Here is a 21,372-nt window from a genome sequence, read left to right as displayed (position 1 = left end):
GTTTTATCCAAGCTATAGGTGGATTGTGTCGTTACCAACCCTTTTTGCTTCGCTGCCCATACCGGCAGCTATGCGCCCCACAACACTGCTTGTGCGGGCGCTTAATGCCGTTTTAAGCCGGGAGCCATGGGCGCAAGAGCGTTTAGCCGTATATGCTGGGCGTACATTGTTATTGCGTGTAGGGGCCTTAGATTTACCGCTAACATTCACTTATGCTGGTTTGCTGCAGTTAACAGATCCAGCTATTGTGGCAGATGTGCAGTTGGCTATACCAACCCCACGGCTTAATCAGTTGCCAGCGGCGTTGGCCACAAAAGATCCCGACGCTTTATTAGCTTTGGTGCATATCCAAGGCGATGCGGGCTTAGCAAATGCATTAGCTCAAGTGTTAAGCCAGTTGCGCTTGGACCCCGAAGCCGAGATTGCACGCTTTACGGGGGATATTATCGCTGTGCGTGTAATGGCTGCTTTAAAGCAGTTGATCGGTTTTGGTCAGCGCACACAGCAACACCTGCAGGCAAACATGGCCGAGTTTTTGGGCGAGGAAAGCGGTATCTTAGTCAGTCGCGATTATCTGCATAGCTGGCAAGTGCAATTGCAGCAGTTAGAGCAACGTTTGCAAGCTCTTGAGCAACGTACTCATTTGCTCGCCCTAAAAGGATAAACCATGCTGCGCATTCGTCGGTTTATCTTTATTTTATACATTGCTTTTAAGTACCGTTTGGATGAGCTGGTGCTTTCAAGTATTCAACACCCATGGACGCATCGTTTATTACGTTGGGTACGCTTGGGACGTCAACCGAAATTAAGCCGTGGGGTGCGTTTACGTCTAGCCCTGGAGGCGCTTGGTCCCGTTTTTGTTAAGTTTGGTCAGGTCCTGTCTACACGGCGCGATTTGATTCCTGCGGATATAGCGCAGGAGCTTGCTCGATTACAGGATCGTGTTCCCCCGTTTTCATCAGAGCTAGCCGCAAAAACGGTAGAGAAAGCACTGGGTGCATCGCCGCATGTGATTTTTAAACACTTCGAAGTCGATCCAGTGGCTTCGGCATCGATTGCACAAGTCCATTTTGCTATTTTGCCTGATGGGCGCGAGGCGGCGGTCAAAGTGTTGCGACCAGGTATGCGCGAGGTCATAGACAAAGACTTGGCGTTGATGCGCACTTTTGCCAACATAGTGCAGCGTCTATTAGTAGATGCGCGACGTTTACGCCCGCGCGAGGTAGTGGCTGAATTCGAAAAATATTTGCATGATGAGCTAGATTTAATTCGCGAAGCTTCTAACTGTAGTCAATTGCGTCGAAATTTTGGACCAGAAACAGGGCGTGCTGATTTATTAATAGTTCCCGAGGTGTATTGGGACTATTGCGCGACAAATGTTTTTACCATGCAACGCATGAAAGGCATACCAGTTAGCCAAGTTGATCGCTTACTCGAAGCCGGTGTTGACTTAAAAGATTTGGCTCGCAAGGGCGTTGAAATCTTTTTTAGTCAGGTTTTTAGCGATGGCTTTTTCCATGCGGACATGCACCCAGGTAATATTTATGTTTCTGATGATCCGGCCACGTTAGGGCGCTATATTGCACTAGATTTTGGGATTGTGGGCTCACTCTCTGAGTTTGATAAAAACTATTTAGCCCAAAATTTTTTGGCTTTCTTCCAGCGTGACTACCGGAGAGTTGCACAGCTGCATATCGAGTCAGGCTGGGTACCCCCTGACACGCGTGAGGAAGAGCTAGAGGGCGCCGTACGTGCCGTTTGTGAACCCTATTTTGACCGACCCTTGTCGCAAATATCGCTCGGTCAGGTGTTATTACGCTTATTTCAAACCTCGCGGCGTTTTAATGTAGAGATTCAACCGCAGTTGGTTTTGTTGCAAAAAACGTTGTTAAACGTTGAAGGCATGGGGCGTGACCTGGATCCTGAGTTAGATCTTTGGGATACGGCTAAACCCTATTTAGAAAACTGGATGCGTCAGCGCATAGGAGCTCAAGGCTTAAAAGAGCGTTTAACCAAAGAGGCCGGGCAGTGGTCACAACTACTTCCCCAAATTCCCCGTTTGGTTTACGAAAATTTAAGTCGCCCTGATGCTTTGCCGGCGCTTCATGATGAATTACGTTTGTTACGTCAGTCGCAGCAACAAAATAATCGGCTATTGGCCGCATTATGCGCTGTACTAGGCGTAGCTGTTGTGGTTGCACTATGGGCATTAGTGCGTTAACTCTAGGCTAAATGGCTGTTGTATATTGGCAATGGTCATTTTTTTGAAGAATACGCGTATTAGATTTAAACAAATAATTTCAGACTAATACGTGTTATGCAGTGGTGTAAGCATTGTGTCTTGTTACCACTCCACCAATACCATAAGGATAACTATGCTTTACCCTGAACTCTTTAAATCCATGGAAGCAGTACGATGGAATATGGCACACGATATTCCATGGGATGATTTTGATGGTAGCAAGCTCACAGATGAGCAGGCTTACACCATTAAAATGAACGCCATTACTGAATGGGCTGCTTTGCCGGCGACAGAAATGTTCCTGCGTGATAACCGCGATGACAGTGATTTTTGTGCATTTATGTCGGTGTGGTTTTTTGAAGAGCAAAAACACTCATTGGTTTTAATTGAGTACTTACGACGTTTTCGTCCAGAGCTGGTGCCTACCGAAGAGGAATTGCACAAAGTACGCTTCGAGTTTGATCCTGCTCCAGCCATGGAGACCCTAATGCTGCACTTCTGTGGTGAGATTCGTCTTAATCACTGGTATCGCCGTGCTGCAGAATGGCATACCGAGCCGGTGATTAAAGCCATTTATCAGATCGTGGCTCAGGACGAAGCACGCCATGCTGGAGCATATTTACGCTATATGCGTCGCGCTCTAAAGTTAGGTGATGAGCAGGCAGAATTAGAAACACGTTTGGCTTTTTCTAAAATTGGCGTATTGATGGCATCGGCGCATCGTACAGCTCAGGCTCTACACCCTACGAATTTGCACGTGAACAAGTCCATGTTCCCTAATGACACCGTGCAATCTAAACTGCCATCACCTGGTTGGTTAGAAAACTGGCTCGACAACCAGATCCGCTTTGATAAAGAATGGGAAGGCAAGGTCAGTACACGTATTTTGCATAATATGTCGCTGCTGATGGGAGAAGACTTTGAGTCGCCTGCGGCGTTAAACCGTTATCGTAAAGACCTAAGCAAAAAAATAGTTGTGGCTTAATATGCCTAGCTTTGAGAAAAAAATCTATTCTCGTAGCGATCTGATTAGGGCGGTGGCAGCAGGGGAACTGCCTCGCCCATTGGTCTTTACAAATGGGGTGTTTGATATTTTGCATCGTGGTCATGCAAGCTATTTGGATCAAGCGGCACAGCTAGGAGCCAGCTTAATAGTAGCGGTGAATTCTGATCAATCGGTGCGCACCCTGAATAAAGGCTCTGATCGACCCATTAATCAGGAGCAGGATCGTTGTGCTTTATTAGCCGCTTTGGCATCCACGACTGCGGTCACCATTTTTACGGAGTCCACACCGGAGCAATTGATTGCTGAACTTAAGCCGGATTTAATCGTAAAAGGTGGGGACTATGATATGGAAACTCTGCCAGAGACGGCCTTAGTGCGCAGTTGGGGCGGGGACGCCGTTGCCATCCCAATCGCATTTGATCGATCAACGACGGCCTTAGTCAAAAAAATTCGCGCTCCACAATAATGCGATGCGGTCATTGCATTAGTGATGAGTTAGCTGGTGCTAACAATGTATTTAACGCGGCTATATCCTCAGCGCGTAATAACCCAGCTGCTTGCTTCAGGCGTAGCCCCTGCAATAGGGTGTTGTAACGAGCTTGAGCAAGCGCACGCTGAGTTTCATAAAGCTGTTGTTGGGCATTAAGTACGTCAATATTAATGCGTACACCAATCTCATAAGCAGTTTGGTTGGCTTCCCATGCAGCACGGCTAGATTTTTCTGCTGCCTCTAGGGCTTTCACTTCGTGTAAGCCCGCCAATACACCACTAAAATAACTACGGACTTGCTCTTCTGCTTGGCGTCGCGCATTTTCTTGTTCGTAATGCTTTTGTTGTAAAAGAGAAGCGTTTTCTCGCACTCTAGAGGCTATAGCACCACCTTGGTATAAAGGAATGCTTAGTTCCACACCTATGCTGCTATCCAAAGAACGAGGGCTGGTGTTAGGGCCAAATACTCCCATGTTGCTTTGACTGCCGCTACGAGCTTGTAGTGTCACCGTAGGGGTGTGTTCGTGTTGATCCGCTTTGAGCTGATATTGTTGGGCCTGCATAGCAAGGCTAGCTCGCATTAAGGACAAATTGCCCAGGCTGGCTTGTTGCACCCACGCGTGGGGATCTAAGGGCTCGGGGGTGGGCAAGGTTGCTTGGTGATGAAGCGGAGCAATATGTTGCACAGGCCGCCCTAAAATACGACTTAGTTGGTTTTTTTCGGTAGTGAGGTTGTTTTCGGCGATGACAAGTTGAGCATTGAGTAAATCTAAACGAGATTGTGCTTCGTAGGTGTCAGTGATGGTGGCTCCACCTAAGGCAAAGTTTTGTTGCGCGGCAGCGAGTTGTTGCTCTATAGCTTGTTTTTGGCTTTGAAGGGAACGCAGGTTGTCTTGGGCAGATAAAATAGCAAAATATGTTTGAGCTACACGTAACATGAGCTCATGTTTGGCATTTTCCAAATCAAAAACAGCAATTGATGCCAAGTAACGAGAGCGTTCAAACTGGGCGATAGCCGATAAGTCAAAAAGGGGTTGGCTTAACCGCAGCTGCCATTGATTAACACGGGTATCACTGCTTTGATTCAGGCGGCTAGCGCGGCGGGTGTCGTTGTGTGTGATACCTGCGACGGCATCAACGGCGGGTAATAAACGAGCTCGAGCTTGTGCAATTTGCTCTTGAGAGGCCTGTGTTTGTGCGCGTTGTGCCGCATAGATGGGGTCATGTTGTTGGGCAAGCAGCCACGCTTGCCAAAGGTCGAGCGGTGTGGCTACCGCTTGGGTGGCTATCAATAGGCCAGCGAAGATAAAACCACACAGCTTTTTTTTCATCATTTAAAACTGAAAGCGGGTGACGCGGCTGCCACGTAAAGGCTTGATGACCGTATCAAAAAGAGGCGTGGTCTCAAAGCTAGCGGCACTGGTACGTGTAATACGCATAGCCGTCATAACTGGAGAGCGCCCGACTACTGCCACGAGCCGGCCGCCAATACAGAGCTGGTATTTGAGTGCATCGGGCACAACTGGGACGGAACCGGTAAGCAAAATAGCATCATATTCCGTCGTGCCCCAGCCCTCGTGGGCGTCGCCGATTTCTACATTTACATTTTGTACGTGTTGGCGTTGCAGATTTTCTGTGGCAAAGGCAGCTAGGGTGCTATTGATCTCTACCGAAGTGACCTGCTGAGCTAGACGAGCGAGTAGGGCGGCTTGATAACCGGACCCTGTGCCGATTTCCAGCACCCCATCGGTGGGCTTTAGGTTGAGTTCAACCGCTAAGCGTGCTTCGATGACGGGTTTTAGCATGTATTCGTTGGTATCAACGGCATCAATAATGAGCGGGATTTCGGTATCAGCAAAAGCCATGCCTTTGAAAGCAGGAGGGACAAAATGCTCGCGTGGTACATCGAATAAGGCCTGCAATACCTTTTCGTCTTCGACATACCAAGGACGAATTTGTTGTTCAACCATGTAATAGCGGGCAAGTTCGATTTCAGACAGCGCGTTGATATTCATAGCAGGTTCACAGTAGCAGGACAATAAAAAAAGACATTAACCAATCGTAAAGACTTATTATGCCTTGAACTCAATGGTATCGGCATTAATTTGGCACAAAGGAATCATATTTTGCAATAGCGTCGTGGCATTGGCCGCAGCAATAGGAGTAAATTGAGCAAAATCCATGTGTGCACCCGTGTTCGCATTATCTGAAATAGAGCGGATGCAGATAAAAGGAATGTGGTTTAAAAAACAAACCTGCGCAATGCTAGCGCTTTCCATTTCGCAAGCCAATGCATCAAAGTGTTGATGTAATTCTTGAGCTAGCTCTGGACTGGCAATAAATTGATCCCCTGTTACGATACGCCCAACAAAAAAACGGTGGTTTTTTAGATCGGCACACGCTTGGCGTGCCCATTGTAATAGCATGGGGTCAGAGGGGAAAGCATGGGTATCCATGCGGTAAAAATGCCCACGAGCTAAGCCAAGCGGGCGTAAATCCATATCGTGCTGCATGAGCGTGTCGGCAATGACAACGTCGCCAGGTTGAATCTCTGGATGCAGCCCACCGGCGACGCCGATATTAATAATGCGTTGGGTATGAAATTCAGAAATAAGAATTTGCGTGCAAAGCGCGGCGTTGACTTTACCCACCCCGCAAATAACAGCGACAACAGGGCTACCCGCATAGATACCCTGATAAAACGTCATACCCGCTCGTTGGTGAGCTTGAGGCTGTTGGAGGGACTGCAAGACCACTTCAAGTTCTTCTTGCATTGCCACAATAATACCGATTAAAGGCTGACTCATGGATAGTAAGACTTATAAAGAACGTTGTGATGGCGTCATCAAGGTTAATCAGTAGAGGGTAACGGTTTCCACCAAGCATGGAAATGATGTACAGGCCCATGGCCAGAGCCGACCCGAAGCTCGTTAGAGCGAGCAATTGCATTGTATAAATAAGCTTTTGCTGCTTTGGCGGCTTGGGGGACGGACGAGGACTGGGGGAGCAGTGCGGCTAAAGCCGCAGACAAGGTACAACCTGTGCCATGAGTGTTTTTAGTGGGAATGCGTTGCGCGGGCATTTCGATCATTTGATCGCCGTTATAAAGGAGGTCCGTGCACTCATTGCCTGGCAAATGCCCCCCTTTTAAAAGTACCCAGCGATGATCGGTGTCCGCCATTAAGCGTCGGAGCTTTTCCGCAACGGCATACATTTCCTTCACCGTTTCTGCTGGGCGCTGCTCTAAAAATACACCTGCCTCGGGAAGATTAGGGGTGATCATCGTGGCTAAAGGAAGCAAGGCTTCTCGCATTTCTGCGATGGCGGCTTTTTCTAGCAAGTGATCCCCACTTTTAGCGATCATGACGGGGTCTAACACAATATGAGTTGGCTGCCAGTGTGTGAGCGCTTCTACCACAGTGCGGATCACAGGTTGCTGTCCAAGCATGCCGAGCTTGACGGCATCGATACTGATATCGTTAAAAAGGGTGTCAATTTGCTGCTTAATAAAAGCAGGGTCAACCGGATAAATGCCAGTGACCCCTTGGGTATTTTGTGCAGTAAGCGCTGCCACAACACCTGTAGCATAAGCGCCTAAGGCACTCATGGTTTTAATATCAGCAAATACGCCAGCGCCCCCAGACGGGTCGACGCCGGCAATGGTAAGGGTATTAGGGATGTTATGCATTGCTACGGGAGTGAATCATACCTTCGAGTGGGGAGCTTGGGTCTGCATCATAATATTTGCGCGGGATGCGGCCGGCTAAATAGGCTTGGCGACCTGCTAGTACGCCATGTTTCATAGCGCTGGCCATACGAATCGGGTCTTGAGCGCCCGCAATAGCGGTGTTCATTAGCACACCGTCGCAACCGAGCTCCATAGCGATGGTGGCATCAGAGGCGGTGCCTACTCCAGCGTCGACTAATACGGGTACGGTGGCTTGATCAATAATCAAGCGTAGATTCCAAGGGTTGATAATACCCATGCCCGAGCCAATCAGTGAGGCCAGGGGCATAATCGCAACGCAGCCAATGTCCTCGAGCATCTTGCATTGAATCGGATCATCGGCACAATACACCATCACATCAAAGCCCTCATCCACAAGTGTTTTTGCGGCTTTAAGTGTTTCGGGCATATTAGGAAACAGGTTGTTCGGATCACCTAAAACCTCTAGTTTGACGAGCTTATGGCCGTTGAGTAGCTCGCGCGCCAAACGTAAGGTGCGTACAGCATCCTCAGCGCTATAGCAGCCTGCTGTATTAGGTAAAATAGTAAATTCCGAAGGGGGCAAATAGTCTAATAGGCTAGGCTGGTTTGGGTCCTGACCGATGTTAGTGCGACGTATAGCCACTGTGATGATTTCCGCACCACTTGCATCAATGGCGGCACGCGTTTGTTCAAAGTCTTTGTATTTTCCAGTGCCAACCAATAGACGTGAGGAATAGGTTTTTCCAGCAATAATAAAAGGATCGTTAGGGGTAGTTGGATTCATCATTTTTGTACTTCAGGTGGTGAAAATAGTGACTATTTCAATCATACCCCCTAAGCATAAACGATTTTGTTCTTTTTCGTCCTATTGGGCTTCGTTTTGGGCCTGAACTTGTGCGCATAGCGCTTCAGTGGCTTCGATTAACCGAGGCCCAGCCCGATAAAAATGATCCGCATTTACAAACAAAATGTGGGGTGACTGTGAATAAAAGGGTTCCAGCAGCTGCAGTAGCGGTGCAAGCTCGTCGAGCGTATCGCTAGAAATAAGGGTCTGAGCGGGGTGCTGTAATAGTTGTTCAAGCGTAATAGCAGTCATCACAGGCTGATCGGCGGGGATCCAATTGTATAGACCACAATGCCGGAGCACATCATTTAGCATGGGGTCATTGAGCCCATAGAGTGGGGTTATATTTAAAAGAATCAGGGCACTGGTATGAGGGGGCGGAGCAGGCAGTTGAGCGATACGCTGTTGCCACTCGGCGCTGATTTGTTCTGCCTGCTCAACGCGGTTTAACCATTGACCTAATGTTAGGGCGGCTTGTGGGATCTCGGTGAGTGACTGAGGCTGAATATACTGCAGCGTAATTTGGCTTTGAGCCAAGACGGACTCAAGGCGTTGTAATTGTGCAGTAGGCTGCCAAGCCAATACTAAGTCAGGGGCGTAGGCAAGTAAGGCTTCAGCAGAAATGCTGACCCCATCCCCAACCCGAGGGAGCTGGTTGGCGGCAGGAGGGTAGTCACTGCTGTTGACCGTGGCAATGAGCTTATCTTCAGCACCAATAGCGTAAATGAGCTCCGTGATATGTGGGGCTAGGCTAATAACGCGCTCATAAGCGGCACTGCTGCCACAGTACAGCAGTGCTACGCTTACTAAAAGCCATCGGCGTATAACTTGCATCACATACGCCAAGACAGGTTCACAAACACATTGGAACCAGGCATGTTGTAGCCATAGCTGTTGTGATACGTTTTATCAAAAATATTATTCCAACGGATCTGGGCGGTCATGGTTTTACTGAGCGCATAATCAGCCGTTAAGTTCACTAAACTATAGCCACCTAGCTGGGTTTGGTTGTCTTTGTCTTCATAGCGCTTGCCTACGTATTGGTATTCTGCGCCTAGATCAAGCACTTGCCATTGATATTGCACCCCGGCTTTGATGTTTTGTTTTGCGCGGCGTACTAGCTGATTACGGCTACTGTCGTCGCGCGGATTGGTGAAGTCTGCCGCTGCCCATAGACGAACGGAGCCCATATCATGTGCACCATATAATGACACACCGCGGATCGTAGCGCGATCAACATTTAGCGCGGTACATTCAAAGTTGTCATTACACACATAGGGGTCAATCAGATCACGGACTTTATTTTGAAAAGCGGTGACTTTGAATTGACTGGTTCCGTCATCGTAGCCAAGAGAGGCTTCGACATTACGAGATTTTTCAGCTTTTAAGTTAGGATTGCCTTGAAAGCCCCAGTCCAAGGGATAGTACAAATCAGAAAAAGAAGGGGCTTTGAAACCTGTATTCGCCGCCGCACCGATGGTCCATGAATCGTTTAAATCCATTTTATAACCGAGCCCACCGGTCATACGATGCCCAAAACCACTGATATTGTCATTGCGCAGGCTTGCTTGGACGCGATGCTGTCCGTATTGAGCCCGGTAAATAGCCGCCACAGCGTTGGTATTGCGGTTGGTATCCGTATAAGCCAACTGATGTGTGATGCGCTCCTCGAGACGCTCTACGATAAAAGCGAGCTGTTGATGGGCGCTTAAATCCCAATCGTTTTGCCAGCGATATTGCCGTTGTAGCGTACTAAAGCGACTGTCATAGGCAGGGTTTACCACTTGCTCTTTACTTAGACCAAAGTTTAAAGTGCTGAGCCAGTTAGCACCAAGGCGATTTTGACTATAAAGATCATAGCTTTGTTGGCGGGTTTGGGTAAAAGCGTCTCGAATCAACTCGCCCGCATCAAAATCCCCATTGATGTAGTTGTTATACGCGTTTATTCCTATTTTTTGCCCAGTAGCCCATTCATAAGCGAGGGCACCACTAAGGCTATGACTTTGGTAGCCGTCTTTGTCAGCGTAGTAGGAAAAAGTGTTGTCTTTGTTTGTGGCATTAAAACCCTTGCTATCAGCAAAGCTGGCGTTAAAGTTATAGCTGAGCCTTTCAGAGCCACCATCCATCCCTAAGTGGGTTTTGACGGTACGGTGGCTGCCATAGCCAATCGATCCGTAGAGCTGGGCGGGCTGATGAGCAGCACCTTGTTTGGTGATGATATTAATTACGCCACCAATTGCATCGGAACCATAAAGACTGCTTGCCGCGCCTCGTACAATTTCAATGCGCTCAATACTGGCTGGGTCGATCGCATTCCAGTTGGCGCTACCATTGATGCTGCTGTTGATACGCATGCCATTGACTAACACTAATGTATGGCGTGCCTCGGCGCCGCGGATCGATACCCCTGTCGTGGTTTGTGGTCCGCCACTATTGTAAAACTCGATACCAGGTTGGCGGGCGAGGATTTCAGCTACGCTGTTCTGGCCTGCACGAGCGATTTCTTCTGCTGAGACGACACTGATATCGCCGATTGCCTCTTGTTCTGATTGGGGCGCACGCGCCGCGGTGACAACGATATGATCCAGCTCTTTGACAGAAGCTTGTGCAAAAGCGGAAGCGGAAAGCAGACTAGCGAGTAGACTTAGACTCGGACGATAAAAAGAAAATTTCATGAATATACCTGCTGGGCGCGCGTCCCCGCACGCCATGAAAGTAAACCGTAAGCACGGATGATTCAGGTAGAAAACAAAGGCCAGTATCGGGCTTAGTGATGAGCTAATACCGTTGCGGGGGCAGCACGTTTTGCCGTTATACGGTTACGTTTCCTGTATAGGACTGAAAGTTATATAGAATCCGTTAGACTCTAGCGTTCGCCTATATAAACCTTTGTTTCTATGATGTAAATTCAGCGTAATGCTGTACTAAGGCTACAATTAAAACGTAGCTAAGGAAAGTGTGTGTACTGGATTAGCTCACTTTCTATTTTTTGTTGCTTAATTGATACACTTTGTAGGAATTTACCGTGTCTTATCCTGCCGCTCCCTATCCTCTGGATTCGTATACTCGTGCTGCTGACTTTGTGCGTTTGCTTGGTGAACGTATTGTTATTTTGGATGGTGCGATGGGTACCATGATTCAACAATACAAGCTTTCCGAAGAGGATTTTCGTGGGGATCGCTTTAAGACTCACCATAAAGATCTGAAAGGTGACAATGAGCTTCTGTCCTTAGTACGCCCCGATATTATTCAAGCGATCCATCGCCAATATTTAGAAGCCGGGGCCGATGTGATTTGTACGAATACCTTTGGAGCGACCGCGGTAGCGCAAGGCGACTACGAGCTTTATGACATTGCTTATGAGCTCAACTTGGCTTCTGCTCGGTTGGCGCGGGAGGCCTGTGATGCGTATACCCAACCAGAGCAACCACGCTTTGTGGCAGGTGTATTGGGGCCGCAACCTAAAACCGCTTCCATTTCCCCTGACGTCAATGATCCGGCCGCTCGCAACATCACTTTTGCGCAGTTGCGTGATGCATATACAGAGCAATTGAATGGTTTGATTGATGGCGAGGTCGATATTATTTTGATCGAAACCATTTTTGATACCCTTAATGCCAAAGCGGCTATTTTTGCAGTGGAAACCGTGTTCGAGGAGCGTGGTATCCGTTTGCCAGTGATGGTGTCAGGCACGGTGACAGATGCTTCGGGGCGTATTTTATCAGGGCAAACGGTTGAGGCATTCTGGAACTCTGTACGTCATGCGCGCCCTGTGACGATAGGGCTGAACTGTGCGTTGGGAGCGGCGTTGATGCGCCCGTATATTGCAGAGCTATCTAAAATCTGTGATACCTATTTGTGTGTATATCCCAATGCTGGATTACCTAACCCTATGGCAGAAACGGGTTTTGATGAAACCCCTAAAGACACATCCAGCCTGTTACACGAGTTTGCTCAAGCGGGTCTGGTGAATATGGTAGGGGGGTGCTGTGGTACCACGCCAGAGCATATTCGTGCGATTGTGGAGCAAGTCAAATCACTGCCACGGCGTCAGGTGCCAAATATCCCCATTAAAACGCGTTTATCTGGGCTTGAGGCCTTAAATATTGATGAGGACAGCCTGTTTGTGAACGTGGGTGAACGCACCAACGTAACCGGCAGTAAAGCCTTCTTGCGCTTGATTCGCGAGGAAAAGTACGAAGAGGCGTTGGATGTGGCGCGCCAACAGGTAGAAAACGGGGCGCAAATCATTGATATCAACATGGATGAAGCCATGTTGGACTCCGAGGCAGCTATGAAGCGGTTCTTGAATTTAATTGCTTCTGAGCCGGATATTTCACGCGTGCCGATTATGATCGATAGCTCTAAATGGTCTGTGATTGAAGCGGGCTTACAGTGCGTGCAAGGCAAGGCGATTGTGAACTCGATTTCCATGAAAGAGGGCGAGGAGGCGTTCATTGAACACGCTAAGCTTTGCAAAAAATATGGGGCGGCAGCGGTGGTGATGGCCTTTGACGAGATTGGTCAAGCCGACACGTTTGAGCGTCGTATCGAAATCTGTGGTCGAGCTTACGATATTTTAGTGAATCAGGTTGGGTTTGCGCCTGAGGATATTATTTTTGACCCCAACGTATTTGCCGTAGCTACGGGCTTAGACGAACACAATAATTATGCGTTAGATTTTATTCAGGCGATTACATGGATTCATAAAAATCTTCCTCATGCACGTACTTCGGGCGGGATTTCAAACGTTAGTTTCTCTTTCCGTGGTAATGAAGCCATGCGCGAGGCCATTCACACCGTGTTTTTATACTACGCGATCCGTGAAGGGTTGACGATGGGTATCGTAAATGCTGGACAGCTAGGGGTTTACGCAGATATTGACCCTGTGGTGCGCGACATGGTCGAAGACGTTATTTTAAATCGCGCAGAGCCAGTGGGGAAAACCGATCCCGACGATGAACGCAGCAATACCGAGCGTTTAGTGGAGCTAGCTGAAAACGTAAAAGGCGATGGCAAAAAACGTGAAGAAGACCTGAGCTGGCGAGAGCAACCCGTAGAGGGGCGTTTAGCCCATGCGTTGGTGCATGGCATAACCACATATATTGTAGAAGACACAGAGGAAATCCGTCAGCAGATAGCTGCACGTGGTGGTCGTCCTATCGAGGTCATCGAGGGGCCGCTAATGGACGGTATGAATATTGTGGGGGATTTGTTTGGTGAGGGCAAAATGTTCTTGCCACAGGTGGTCAAATCCGCCCGGGTAATGAAACAAGCCGTTGCGCATTTGGTGCCCTTTATTGAAGAGGAAAAACGTCAAATTGAAGCGGCCGGGGGCGATGTGCGTTCCAAAGGTAAGATCGTCATTGCTACCGTTAAAGGCGATGTTCATGATATTGGTAAAAATATTGTGGACGTGGTGCTGCAGTGTAATAACTTTGATGTGGTTAATATGGGCGTCATGGTGCCTTGTGCGGAGATTCTTGCTAAGGCCAAAGAGGTCAATGCGGATATTGTAGGTTTATCGGGCTTGATTACCCCTAGCCTAGAGGAAATGGCTTATGTGGCTTCGGAAATGCAGCGAGACCCTTATTTCCGCGAGCGTAATATTCCTTTAATGATCGGTGGGGCTACCACAAGTCGTGTGCATACAGCTGTAAAAATTGCGCCTAATTATGATGGGCCAGTGATTTATGTGCCGGATGCAAGCCGTTCGGTTGGGGTTGCCACGCAGTTGATGTCAGAAGACGCGCGCGAACCTTATTTAGAGGCTTTACGTAAAGAGTACGACTTGGTGCGTGAACGCCATGCGAATCGTCAGCACACACCATTGATTTCTTTAGAGCAAGCGCGGGCAGATGCACCAAAAATCGATTGGGATCATTACACCCCACCCAAACCAAAATTCATCGGGCGTCGTTTATTTAAAAACTTTGATCTAAACGAAATCGTTAAGTTTATTGACTGGACCCCATTTTTTCAGACGTGGAGCTTGTTTGGGCGTTACCCACGTATCCTAGAGGACGAGGTGGTTGGCGAAGAAGCGCAAAAGCTGTTTGCGGATGGGCAGGCGATGCTGAAAAAAATCATCGATGGACGCTGGCTGCGCGCAAACGGTGTGGTGGCTTTTTATCCTGCTAATACGGTCAATGGTGAGGATATTGAAATCTACACGGATGAATCGCGCTCCGAGGTGTTATTTACTTGGCGTAATTTGCGCCAGCAAACGGTAAAACGCGAAGGGGTCGATAGCAAGTGCTTGGCTGACTACATTGCCCCTAAAGCAAGCGGTATCGAAGATTATATCGGTATGTTTGCGGTAACGGGCGGGTTAGACATAGAAAAACACTCGGAGCGTTTTTTAGCCGAAGGGGATGTATATTCTGACATCATGTTAAAAGCGCTAGGTGATCGCTTTGCAGAAGGCTTTGCTGAGTGCTTGCATGCTCGAGTGCGACGGGATCTTTGGGGGTATGCGCCCGACGAGGACTTAGACAACGACGCCCTTATTCGTGAAAAATACCAAGGGATTCGACCGGCACCTGGCTACCCCGCGTGCCCGGAGCATACGGTAAAAGCAGATATGTTCCGTGTTATGCGTTGTGAAGACATCGAAATGTTTTTAACCGAAGGTTCGGCCATGCACCCCGCTTCTAGTGTGTCGGGATTTTATTTTAGTCATCCTCAGTCTCAATATTTTAGTGTTGGCGATATAGGAGAGGATCAGCTAGCCGATTTTATAGCACGTAGTGGGCGCGACGAAGCCGAGGTACGGCGTGCGTTGGCTTTTGCATTGCGTGATAATTAATGTGTGCGACAATTCTAGCTACCCTAAAGCGGATACCTCTGCGGCGGCTTTACGCCGCAAAGTATTAGGCAATTTTCTACGAGAGGCGCGTGCGCATGTACAGCCCCAAGATTGGGGCTTGCCTGTAGGAACACGGCGTCGCACCCCTGGATTACGGCGTGAGGAAGTCGCTCAGCTTTGTGCTATTAGTGTCACGTGGTACACCTGGATAGAGCAGGGGCGAGATGTTTCGATTTCACCTACGGTATGTGCGCGCTTAGCAAAAACGCTGCGCTTATCTCGCGCAGAGCGGCAGTACTTATTTGATCTAGCTGAATGCGCGGACCCCGAGGCCGACAAAGCTGAGCTTAAGCCATTGCCGCAGGGGTTAAGTGACTGCGTGGATCACATCCTTGCGCCGGCGTATATTTTGGATCGCAGTTGGAATGTGCTGGCACGTAATCAGGCTTTGTTAGATTTATTTGCAGGTTGGCCAGATTGCAGCTCTAAGCCTAATTTATTGCGTTATATCTTTTTAGATACCCGCGCTCGTGATTTGGTTGTGGATTGGGAGCGCCGTGCCCAGCGCGTGGTGGGGGAGTTTCGAGCGGATGTGGGGGTGCATGTGGATGAGCCCGAAGTGCGCGCCCTGGTCGCCGAGCTACAAGAGCAGAGCCCTATCTTTGCTCAGTGGTGGGGGCGGCAAATGGTGACAGAGCGTGAGGGTGGGATTCGTGAGTTCAATCACCCTAAGCAGGGCTTGCTGGTGTACCAACAGTTTACTTTTCGGTTGGCAATACGTGCTGACTGTAAGCTAGTTATGCTACTACCACATTGATAAGGCGGCAGGAGCCGCCTTTTTCACCTTATTGGCGTTGAATAGGAATCACCTTAGGCATAGGCTGCACTGATGCTGTGGGCTCGGTATTCGTATCGCCAAAGCGTACCGCTTCAGGGGCTGGACTAAAGTCCTGCGCATCAAAAGCCGTATCTCCCTCTGGGTCTGCTTCGCCGGTAATTGCTAAATTAGCAAAGTCGAATAAATTCCTATCCATTAAATGTGAGGGTACAACGGTATTCAGTGCTCCAAACACATTCCATGTGCGCCCCGGGTATTTTTTATCCCACTCTGCAATCATACGATTTGCTTCTTGGCGCTTTAGGTTTTCCTGAGAGCCACATAAATTACAGGGAATGATGGGAAAGTTACGCAATTTTGCATAAGCGATAAGATCTTTTTCTGCTACATAGGATAAAGGGCGAATCACAATATGCTTACCATTATCGGATTGGAGTTTAGGAGGCATCGCTTTTAAGCGGCCGCCATAAAATAAATTCAAGAAAAATGTGGCTAAAATATCATCCCGGTGGTGACCCAACGCAATTTTAGTTGCCCCCAGCTGTTCTGCCACCCGGTATAAAATACCACGACGCAAACGGGAGCAAAGCGAGCAATAAGTTTTGCCCTCGGGGATAACACGGGTGACAATGGAATAAGTATCCTGCGTTTCAATGTGGTAATCCACCCCAATGCTTTCTAAATAATTAGGGAGTACATCTGCTGGGAAACCAGGTTGTTTTTGGTCTAGGTTAACCGCCACAATATCAAAATGAATCGGCGCACGGGCTTTTAGTTTTAATAGAATATCTAATAAACCATACGAGTCTTTACCCCCAGATAAACACACCATGACTTTATCGCCGTCTTCAATCATATTAAAGTCAGCAATAGCACGTCCGGTCTCCCTTAATAACCGTTTTTCTAATTTGTTATTTTCGTGCTTTTGTTTTAGCTCTGCTTTAGTAGGGAAATCCTGAGTGTTCATAATTAACGCTGTAGTTCAATTTCAATACCCACCGCTTCACAGTCGGTAAATGCTTGGGGTTTACTAATTCGTAGTTTAACGCGCTGTACGGAAGGAAAGCGCTCTAAGATCGCTTGTGCAGTACGCTCAATCAATGTTTCTAAAAGATTAACATGCTCTTGGGTACAGCAATCAATAATAGTCTGTCGTAGTTGGCGGTAGTCTAAAACACTATGTATGTCTTGGTCGTTGCAACGCGCTGTGACTAAGGTATCAAACTCTGCATCAACATAAATGGGTTGGGTAGCGCGTAATTCATGCTCTAGGATCCCAATACGTGCGTCAATCGTTAGCTTATTTAAAAAAATTCGACGCAAAAACGGGGGGGTAATCATAAAACCGGTACTTCCAAAATTAAAGTAGGCTAAAGTCGCGCTGTAGACCCATTAAGTGCTGCCCTCCGTCCACCACAATACAGCTGCCAGTAATACTGGGGGTGTTGACGACGTATAGCACGGTTCGACAAATGTCATCGACACTACTGCCGTGTCCCAAAGGAGAAAGCCGATGCGTACGCGCAAAGTCTTCTGGGCTTTGGAGATGGCTAGGTAAAGTCAAACCAGGAGCGATGCCTACTACACGTACATGCGGAGCGAGCGCTTGCGCCATCATAATCGTAGCGGATTTTAGCGCTGCTTTGCATAAGGTGTATGAGAAAAAATCAGGATTGTAGCCCCAAAGCTTTTGGTCGAGCAGGTTTATTGCCACAGCTGGCGTTTTTTGTGGTTTTTGTGCGCCTAGGGCTTGAATAAGCTGTAAGGGGGCGATGAGATTGGAGCCGAGATGCTCTTGGAGGCATTCACTAGAAAAATCAGCGGCACTATCGTATTCAAAACGCGCAGCATTGTTAACCAGCAGTTGCACGGGACCCAGACGTGTGATCACGGCTTGCATCAGCTGCTGGCCGGCATCTTGTTGCTGTAGGTCTGCACAAAACAGTTCGCACCGGCGCCCTAGTTCACGGATACGGGTGGCCGTGGCAAGGGCGTCTTTTTCAGAGCGGTGGTAGTGTAAGGCAATATCCCAACCCTCAGCCGCGAGGCTAAGGGCGATATGCTTACCAAGGCGCTTGGCGGCACCCGTGACTAAGGCGGTCTTAGTTGGTGTTGGTGTCATGGGTAAACTCATATTCCTTAGCAATGCTTTCAGAAAGCGTGACGGTGTAGCAGCGTAATTCATCACGACGAAACACATGGATGTCTAAGGATGCGCCTAGCCCATAACGCTGAAGTCGCTGATCCCATTGCTGTTGTGTTTGTACACGCAAGCCATCGATAGCAACCACCCAGTCGCCAGCTGATAAGCCTGCACGGTGCGCTGCGCCATTTTCATAAACAGTCAGGATTTGTAACCCTTGTGGTTGTTCTTTGAGACGTACGTCTAAAGAGGGCTGAGCAGGAGCTTTGGCTTGAAGGGTGATGCCATGCAAGCCAAAGAGCTCGATTAAAGGAGGGTCTTCACGCCCCTCTGCATAGCGTTGGATGAGCGCCGATACATCCACGCCCGTGGCTTCCTGAATGAGTGCGGGCATTGCATTTTCTTCGATGCCTAATGCTTGGCCGCGATAAAAGTGTTTGCCATAACGTTGCCATAAAAGACGCATGACATCATCGAGGCTTTTCGCATTTTGGCTGTGGTGTTGGATGTATAAATCCAGAGCTAGTGCTACCAAAGCGCCTTTACTGTAGTAACTAACCAAGGCGTTTGGCGAGTTTTCATCTTGCTTGTAGAAACGCGTCCATGTGTCAAATGAGCTCTCCGCTACGGACTGTTTTTTGCGACCGCCTTGGCGCATCACTTGAGTAATAGTGCGGGCTTGACGTGCTAAAAATGTAGTGTGATCAATGACACCCGAGCGCCAGAGCATGAGCTCATCGTAGTACGAGGTAAAGCCTTCAAATACCCATAGTAATTGAGTGTGGTTCTCGCGTAATAGGTCATAGGGAGCAAAGGCTTTGGGTTTGATACGCTTGACGTTCCATGTATGAAAATACTCATGGCTCACCAGCCCTAAGAAGTCTTGATACCCCTGGCTTTTTTTATTTGGGTCGCAGTGAACTGTTGGTAAGTCAGAGCGTGAGGTCATCAGAGCAGTAGAGCTGCGATGCTCAAGCCCACCATAACCATCCGCTGTGACCATGGTCATGAACACATATCGATCAGAGCTGTCTAAAAAGGGAATATCACGACTTTCTGGTTCAAATAGCTCGATTTGTGCTTCACAGATTTTTTGTACATCGGCAGCAATACGTGTTAAATCAAGCTCAGGAACCACCCCGGTAAATACCATCTCATGCAACGCACCATGGGCGTAAAAGCGCACATATTGTGGGGTGCCAATTTCAAAAGGGTGGTCAATAAAGGCATCATAATCAGGTGCCTCGTAGACACCAAAGCCATGGCGTGGCGCGGCATTTGGGTGGGTGGCGGCCTCGGGCATGCTGGTATAAACCTGCCAGTTTTTTCCTTTAGGGGCGACCACGTCTACTTGACAGCGTTTATGTTCCTGGCCACTCACCCCCAAAAACACACTTGTGCCATTAAAAAAAGCATGGCTATCATCCACATGTGCACTGCGCACTGATAAGTCCCAGGCATAAACGGTATATTCGATACGTAGTTCGCCAGCGCAAGGCTCACAAAGCCACTCGTGATTATTGATTTTTTGGATACGAATTGGCTTTTCTTGCGCAAAAGCTTGTATGCTTTCTATTTGACGACTGAAGTCACGAATTAAGTAACTGCCTGGTATCCACGCAGGTAAAAACACCCTTTGACCAGAGGGGTCTGGTTGCGGAATACTTAGACTAACTGTGAGGCGATGGCCAGATAGGTCATCGAAACAAAGGCGGTAAAAAATAATATCTTGTTCCATAACTTTTATTTTACGAAATAAGCGGAGGCAATGTGAGCGAACCCTTAGTTTTAGTCCAAACCCATGGTCGTGTGGCTGTTTTAACATTAAACCGTCCTAAAGCCCTGAATGCCCTGAGCAATGAGGTGGTTGCTGAGCTAGCGCAAGCGATCCGAGGCTTTGAAGCTGACCCAAACATCAGCGTCATTGTATTAACGGGTAACGAAAAAGCGTTTGCGGCAGGGGCTGATATTGGCGCAATGAGCCAATGGAATTTTAGTGATGTGTACAATGCGGACTACTTAGGTGGTGATTGGCAATATTTGCGTGATGTGCGTAAGCCACTGATTGCCGCTGTAGCTGGGTATGCATTAGGTGGTGGCTGCGAGCTAGCTATGCTATGCGATATGATTATTGCCGCTGAGAATGCGCGTTTTGGGCAGCCTGAAATCAAGTTGGGTATTATTCCTGGCTATGGTGGCACCCAGCGTTTACCCCGTGCGATTGGTAAAGCTAAAGCCATGGACTTGGTGTTGACAGCGCGTATGATTAGCGCGCAAGAAGCCGATCAAATGGGACTCGTATCACGCGTTGTGCCTACTGAGCAACTCATGGAAAAAACCATGGAAGTCGCGCAAACGATTGCAAGCATGTCCTTGCCTTCTGTGATGATGGCTAAAGAGAGCATCAATCGCGCTTATGAAAGCGGTCTAAGCGAAGGCCTAATGTTCGAGCGTCGCAACTTTCATGCGCTGTTTTCCACCGAAGACCAAAAAGAAGGGATGGCGGCATTTGTAGAAAAGCGTCAGCCTGACTTTAAGCACAAATAATTTCAAAAATCACTGAAAGCCTTATTTTAAGCGCCTTGCAAGAGGTTTTCAGTGGGGGTTTTTGTGGCTTTTGCTTAGAATTTGCTGTTTTTTGTTACACAAAAAGCAAAACAGATTTGCTTGCAACAAAAAAATGAAGCTATACTTCATGGGCTTGACGCCGACGGCATGTTCTTTGTTACGTTCAATTTAGCGCAAAAAGGGCTTATGAATCAAAGCTTCTTTGCAAAAATTTATGGAAACCATTAGGATATGCGGCGGGTCAACGGGCCTAATCAGTCATATTCTTCGGATACTATGACTGGAAATCAAACAGAAATCGAAGCCATTGTGCTTAGCCCAGAGCAACGCCAGCGTTTGGCGCAGCGTTCCTCATTGGGTATAGTACAGGTGCTCATAGCGCAGGCTAGTTTGGCGTTACTCACCATTTTGCTTTCAGCATGGTGGGGGGGAACATATGCAGCCGTTTCGGCACTGGTCGGAGCTGGGGCATATTTTGTACCTAATGCCATTTTTGCGGTGCGCTTATTGTTGGGTTTGATTGGTGGCGCCAACGCCAATGCTATGTCCTTTTTTTGGGGAGAGGCGTTTAAACTCGGAACAGCAATCGCTATACTAGGTGTGGCAGCATGGCAGTTTCACGAGTGGTTGGTTTGGCCTGCCTTGCTGTTTGGTTTGATAGGTGTTTTAAAGGGTTACGTAGTGCTGCTTGCTCTGGGCAAGCTGCCTTAATCGTGGGCTTAAGG

The 21,372-nt window shown here is 48.3% G+C and carries 19 protein-coding genes; 8 read left to right on the top strand and 11 right to left on the bottom strand.

Annotated elements, in window-relative coordinates; all coding sequences use genetic code 11:
- Window positions 1–25 precede the first annotated feature (25 nt).
- The 4 genes from ABD980_RS07225 (at window position 26) to ABD980_RS07210 (ending at window position 3,714) form a co-directional block, all read left to right on the top strand.
- Window positions 26–664 carry a ubiquinone biosynthesis accessory factor UbiJ gene (locus ABD980_RS07225; protein ID WP_345370652.1) on the top strand — a complete coding sequence of 213 codons (639 nt, stop codon included), beginning with the start codon at window positions 26–28 and terminating at the stop codon, window positions 662–664.
- A 3-nt stretch (window positions 665–667) separates the two neighbouring features.
- Window positions 668–2,221, top strand: a complete 1,554-nt coding sequence (gene ubiB / locus ABD980_RS07220; RefSeq protein ID WP_300646886.1) for a ubiquinone biosynthesis regulatory protein kinase UbiB — start codon at window positions 668–670, stop codon at window positions 2,219–2,221.
- Between the two features lie 154 nt (window positions 2,222–2,375).
- On the top strand, window positions 2,376–3,227 hold the full coding sequence (locus tag ABD980_RS07215) for a ferritin family protein (RefSeq protein ID WP_260650195.1): 852 nt from the start codon (window positions 2,376–2,378) through the stop codon (window positions 3,225–3,227).
- Between the two features lies 1 nt (window position 3,228).
- The gene (locus tag ABD980_RS07210) at window positions 3,229–3,714 is read left to right on the top strand and encodes an adenylyltransferase/cytidyltransferase family protein (protein ID WP_345370648.1); all 486 of its coding nucleotides are present in this window, start codon (window positions 3,229–3,231) and stop codon (window positions 3,712–3,714) included.
- Window positions 3,715–3,724: 10 nt separating this feature from the next.
- On the opposite strand, the gene ABD980_RS07205 is transcribed toward ABD980_RS07210, so the two are convergent.
- The 7 genes from ABD980_RS07205 to ABD980_RS07175 form a co-directional block, all read right to left on the bottom strand.
- Complete coding sequence (locus ABD980_RS07205; protein ID WP_345370646.1) at window positions 3,725–5,071, bottom strand: TolC family outer membrane protein; 1,347 nt, start codon at window positions 5,069–5,071, stop codon at window positions 3,725–3,727.
- On the bottom strand, window positions 5,072–5,752 hold the full coding sequence (locus ABD980_RS07200; RefSeq protein WP_260650192.1) for a protein-L-isoaspartate O-methyltransferase: 681 nt from the start codon (window positions 5,750–5,752) through the stop codon (window positions 5,072–5,074).
- Window positions 5,753–5,809: 57 nt separating this feature from the next.
- Entirely contained in the window at window positions 5,810–6,544 is a 735-nt protein-coding gene (locus ABD980_RS07195; RefSeq protein ID WP_345370643.1) for a 5'-methylthioadenosine/adenosylhomocysteine nucleosidase, read from the bottom strand.
- Window positions 6,545–6,588: 44 nt separating this feature from the next.
- Window positions 6,589–7,425 carry a bifunctional hydroxymethylpyrimidine kinase/phosphomethylpyrimidine kinase gene (gene thiD / locus ABD980_RS07190; RefSeq protein WP_345370641.1) on the bottom strand — a complete coding sequence of 279 codons (837 nt, stop codon included), beginning with the start codon at window positions 7,423–7,425 and terminating at the stop codon, window positions 6,589–6,591.
- The gene (locus ABD980_RS07185; protein WP_260650339.1) at window positions 7,418–8,230 is read right to left on the bottom strand and encodes a thiazole synthase; all 813 of its coding nucleotides are present in this window, start codon (window positions 8,228–8,230) and stop codon (window positions 7,418–7,420) included. Before ABD980_RS07185 ends, thiD begins: the two co-directional genes overlap by 8 nt.
- Window positions 8,231–8,311: 81 nt before the next feature.
- Window positions 8,312–9,124, bottom strand: a complete 813-nt coding sequence (locus ABD980_RS07180) for an ABC transporter substrate-binding protein (RefSeq protein ID WP_300646892.1) — start codon at window positions 9,122–9,124, stop codon at window positions 8,312–8,314.
- Window positions 9,124–10,965: a TonB-dependent receptor domain-containing protein gene (locus ABD980_RS07175; RefSeq protein ID WP_345370638.1), complete on the bottom strand. Its 1,842-nt coding sequence runs from the start codon at window positions 10,963–10,965 to the stop codon at window positions 9,124–9,126. Before ABD980_RS07175 ends, ABD980_RS07180 begins: the two co-directional genes overlap by 1 nt.
- 350 nt (window positions 10,966–11,315) lie before the next feature.
- On the opposite strand from ABD980_RS07175, the gene metH reads away from it, so the two are divergent.
- Both metH and ABD980_RS07165 read left to right on the top strand, forming a co-directional pair.
- Window positions 11,316–15,098, top strand: coding sequence for a methionine synthase (metH, locus tag ABD980_RS07170; RefSeq protein ID WP_345370636.1), 3,783 nt, complete (start codon window positions 11,316–11,318; stop codon window positions 15,096–15,098).
- Window position 15,099: 1 nt separating this feature from the next.
- On the top strand, window positions 15,100–15,915 hold the full coding sequence (locus ABD980_RS07165; RefSeq protein ID WP_345370634.1) for a helix-turn-helix transcriptional regulator: 816 nt from the start codon (window positions 15,100–15,102) through the stop codon (window positions 15,913–15,915).
- A gap of 28 nt (window positions 15,916–15,943) precedes the next feature.
- Here ABD980_RS07165 and ttcA read toward each other — a convergent pair whose 3' ends face one another.
- Genes ttcA through ABD980_RS07145 form a run of 4 tightly spaced genes read right to left on the bottom strand, consistent with a single transcriptional unit; the run spans window position 15,944 to window position 19,817 of the window.
- Window positions 15,944–16,903 carry a tRNA 2-thiocytidine(32) synthetase TtcA gene (gene ttcA, locus ABD980_RS07160; protein ID WP_345370632.1) on the bottom strand — a complete coding sequence of 320 codons (960 nt, stop codon included), beginning with the start codon at window positions 16,901–16,903 and terminating at the stop codon, window positions 15,944–15,946.
- A 2-nt stretch (window positions 16,904–16,905) separates the two neighbouring features.
- Window positions 16,906–17,277, bottom strand: coding sequence for a dihydroneopterin aldolase (gene folB / locus ABD980_RS07155; protein WP_345370630.1), 372 nt, complete (start codon window positions 17,275–17,277; stop codon window positions 16,906–16,908).
- A 19-nt stretch (window positions 17,278–17,296) separates the two neighbouring features.
- A complete protein-coding gene (locus tag ABD980_RS07150) occupies window positions 17,297–18,058 on the bottom strand; it encodes an SDR family oxidoreductase (RefSeq protein WP_345370628.1) in 762 nt (253 codons plus the stop codon).
- Window positions 18,039–19,817, bottom strand: coding sequence for a M61 family metallopeptidase (locus ABD980_RS07145; RefSeq protein ID WP_345370626.1), 1,779 nt, complete (start codon window positions 19,815–19,817; stop codon window positions 18,039–18,041). The genes ABD980_RS07150 and ABD980_RS07145 overlap by 20 nt, the downstream gene beginning before the upstream one ends.
- Window positions 19,818–19,849: 32 nt before the next feature.
- Here ABD980_RS07145 and ABD980_RS07140 point away from each other — a divergent pair, with 32 nt between their 5' ends.
- Both ABD980_RS07140 and ABD980_RS07135 read left to right on the top strand, forming a co-directional pair.
- Window positions 19,850–20,626 (top strand): enoyl-CoA hydratase, encoded by a 777-nt coding sequence (locus ABD980_RS07140; protein ID WP_345370624.1) that lies wholly within the window; start codon window positions 19,850–19,852, stop codon window positions 20,624–20,626.
- Window positions 20,627–20,923: 297 nt separating this feature from the next.
- Window positions 20,924–21,358 carry an ATP synthase subunit I gene (locus tag ABD980_RS07135; protein ID WP_260650180.1) on the top strand — a complete coding sequence of 145 codons (435 nt, stop codon included), beginning with the start codon at window positions 20,924–20,926 and terminating at the stop codon, window positions 21,356–21,358.
- The last annotated feature ends 14 nt before the right edge of the window (window positions 21,359–21,372 follow it).

The organism is Paenalcaligenes hermetiae, from assembly GCF_039543645.1.
Taxonomy (GTDB): domain Bacteria; phylum Pseudomonadota; class Gammaproteobacteria; order Burkholderiales; family Burkholderiaceae_B; genus Paenalcaligenes; species Paenalcaligenes hermetiae.
This window is presented reverse-complemented; position numbering and strand designations above follow the sequence as displayed.

Bases quoted from the DNA above. Each gene is read 5' to 3' on its own strand.
- ABD980_RS07210 (WP_345370648.1), top strand. From the start codon at position 3,229: ATGCCTAGCTTTGAGAAAAAAATCTATTCTCGTAGCGATCTGATTAGG.
- ABD980_RS07215 (WP_260650195.1), top strand. From the start codon at position 2,376: ATGCTTTACCCTGAACTCTTTAAATCCATGGAAGCAGTACGATGGAAT.
- ABD980_RS07150 (WP_345370628.1), bottom strand. From the start codon at position 18,058: ATGACACCAACACCAACTAAGACCGCCTTAGTCACGGGTGCCGCCAAG.
- ABD980_RS07200 (WP_260650192.1), bottom strand. From the start codon at position 5,752: ATGAATATCAACGCGCTGTCTGAAATCGAACTTGCCCGCTATTACATG.
- ubiB (WP_300646886.1), top strand. From the start codon at position 668: ATGCTGCGCATTCGTCGGTTTATCTTTATTTTATACATTGCTTTTAAG.
- thiD (WP_345370641.1), bottom strand. From the start codon at position 7,425: ATGCATAACATCCCTAATACCCTTACCATTGCCGGCGTCGACCCGTCT.
- ttcA (WP_345370632.1), bottom strand. From the start codon at position 16,903: ATGAACACTCAGGATTTCCCTACTAAAGCAGAGCTAAAACAAAAGCAC.
- ABD980_RS07180 (WP_300646892.1), bottom strand. From the start codon at position 9,124: ATGCAAGTTATACGCCGATGGCTTTTAGTAAGCGTAGCACTGCTGTAC.
- folB (WP_345370630.1), bottom strand. From the start codon at position 17,277: ATGATTACCCCCCCGTTTTTGCGTCGAATTTTTTTAAATAAGCTAACG.
- ABD980_RS07205 (WP_345370646.1), bottom strand. From the start codon at position 5,071: ATGATGAAAAAAAAGCTGTGTGGTTTTATCTTCGCTGGCCTATTGATA.
- ABD980_RS07185 (WP_260650339.1), bottom strand. From the start codon at position 8,230: ATGAATCCAACTACCCCTAACGATCCTTTTATTATTGCTGGAAAAACC.
- ABD980_RS07195 (WP_345370643.1), bottom strand. From the start codon at position 6,544: ATGAGTCAGCCTTTAATCGGTATTATTGTGGCAATGCAAGAAGAACTT.
- ABD980_RS07175 (WP_345370638.1), bottom strand. From the start codon at position 10,965: ATGAAATTTTCTTTTTATCGTCCGAGTCTAAGTCTACTCGCTAGTCTG.
- ABD980_RS07135 (WP_260650180.1), top strand. From the start codon at position 20,924: ATGACTGGAAATCAAACAGAAATCGAAGCCATTGTGCTTAGCCCAGAG.
- ABD980_RS07145 (WP_345370626.1), bottom strand. From the start codon at position 19,817: ATGGAACAAGATATTATTTTTTACCGCCTTTGTTTCGATGACCTATCT.